The organism is Actinomycetospora sp., assembly GCF_055612215.1.
Genome location: NZ_JBVPVA010001168.1, coordinates 1 through 1,816, shown reverse-complemented (window position 1 = coordinate 1,816; position 1,816 = coordinate 1). Strand labels below are relative to the sequence as shown.

Below are 1,816 nucleotides of genomic sequence, written 5' to 3'. Positions count from 1 at the left end.
CCGCGCGAGGTGCTGCTGACCTCGGAGGAGCCGGTGGTGCAGCAGTTCCTGCAGGGCCGCCGGATCGGGCCGATCGGGATGAGCGAGGAGAAGGACTCGGCCCAGATGGAGGCCGAGATGGAGGAGCTGAAGAAGCAGGGCGGCTCGGTCGACGCCGAGGAGTCCTTCATCGATCCCCAGATCAACCCGACCGAGGGGCTGGGGGAGCGCAAGGCGGTCCAGCGGCGCAAGGACCGGGTGATGCAGGTCCTGCACACGCTGCCGGAGAAGGCGCAGACCGCGATCCTGGAGCAGTTGACCTCGGCCGACCGGGAGCGCTACGGCATCGGCCGCGACCAGGACCGCACCGAGCTGATCGAGATCACCCGGGACAGCCCGCCGGAGGACGCGGACCCGTTCGGTCACCGGGCGATGGGCGACGATTCCGGCGCCGACGCCGGGGGCGGGGAGGGCGACCCGGACGCCGACCCGGAGGCGCGCGCCGCACCGCCCGCCCCACCCTCGTCCGACGAGCCTCTCGTGGGGGTGCCGGTCGACGACTACGCCGGGGGGACCGTCGTGCTCCCGCAGGGCGGCGCGCACACCGAGGACGGCAGCGAGGTCGACGGCGGTGAGCCGGGCGCCGGGCGCGCGAACGCCGCCGAGCCCGAGCCTGAGTCCGACGCGGCGCCGTCGGACGACGACGACGTCGCGCCGCCGCGTGGCCGGTTCCTGGAGTTCCTGCACCGGGCGGCCGCCCGCACCTGACCGGGGCCGTCCGCGACCCGGTGGACCCGTCCCGGCGGGATCTGGTCCGTGCGGGCCGCGGCCGCGAGCGACCACGCCACGACGTCGCGCTTGGACCAGCCCTGGCGTCCCCACTCGTCGCCGGCGCCGTCGGCGTCCATCGCCCGACGCAGGCCGCCGGCCAGGCTCGCGGGGTCGCCCGGGGTCGTGAAGGTGACCAGCGGGTGGCCCCGCAGGTCCTCGGCGAGCCCGGTCTCCGTCGTCGTCACCACCCGGCAGCCGTGCGCCAGACCCTCGACCAGCGGCAGCCCGATCTGCTCCCGCCAGCGCGGGAGGCGGACCGAGGGCATCGCGACCACCGCACCGGTGCGCAGGAGCTCGTGCACCGTGTCCCGGGGCAGCCGCCGACGGATCGACACCCCGGGGGGCAGGTCCGGGTCGGCCTCCCCGTCGGGGTCGGCCACCACGAGCCGCCAGCCCCGGTCGTGCCCGCCGCAGCGCTGCCACGCCGTCATGAGCACGGCGAAGCCCTTGCGCTCGCCGGGAGCGCCGAGGAACAGCACCATCGGCTCACGCGGCACGTCGCGCGACACCGCCGGGCCGCACAGGCGGCACGCGTCGACTCGCGGGGGCAGCACCGCGGTCCGCGTGCGGCGCAGGAACCGACCGAAGGCCCGCTCGTAGTTCGCCGCGGCACCCGAGGTCCCGTAGACCACGACGTCGAGCAGCAGCAGCGACATGCCCACGGCCGCGGTGAGCAGCCGCGAGGCCACCGCGCCCCGGAGTGGGCGGGCGTCCAGGGACCGGTAGGTCAGGCGCTCCCGCGCGTCGAGGTTCTCGATGCCGTACGTCGCGACCGCCACCCGTCCCCGTCGGGGCAGGGCCGCCCGGACCACCCGGAGCAGCACCACGTAGCGCAGCGCCCGGACCCATTCGCCGAGCCAGAGCGGTTCGGCGACCTCCATCAGCTGCAGCTCGGGATCCCGGATCGCGCGGAGCAGCCCGCCCCAGGTGAAGGGCCGGACGCCCGGAGCGGCGAGCAGGGCGGCGTCGGCGTCCCCGAGCTGCGAGGTGAACAGGACGAGCTGGC

General features: G+C 75.9%; 2 pseudogenes. One reads left to right on the top strand and one right to left on the bottom strand.

Annotated features, from left to right (window positions below):
- Positions 1–747 (top strand): annotated as a pseudogene (locus AC0CYZ_RS31420) (hypothetical protein); the annotation flags it as partial.
- Positions 748–917: 170 nt separating this feature from the next.
- Here the strand turns inward: AC0CYZ_RS31420 and AC0CYZ_RS31415 are convergent.
- Positions 918–1,241, bottom strand: a pseudogene (locus AC0CYZ_RS31415) (glycosyltransferase); the annotation flags it as partial.
- Positions 1,242–1,816 lie beyond the last annotated feature (575 nt).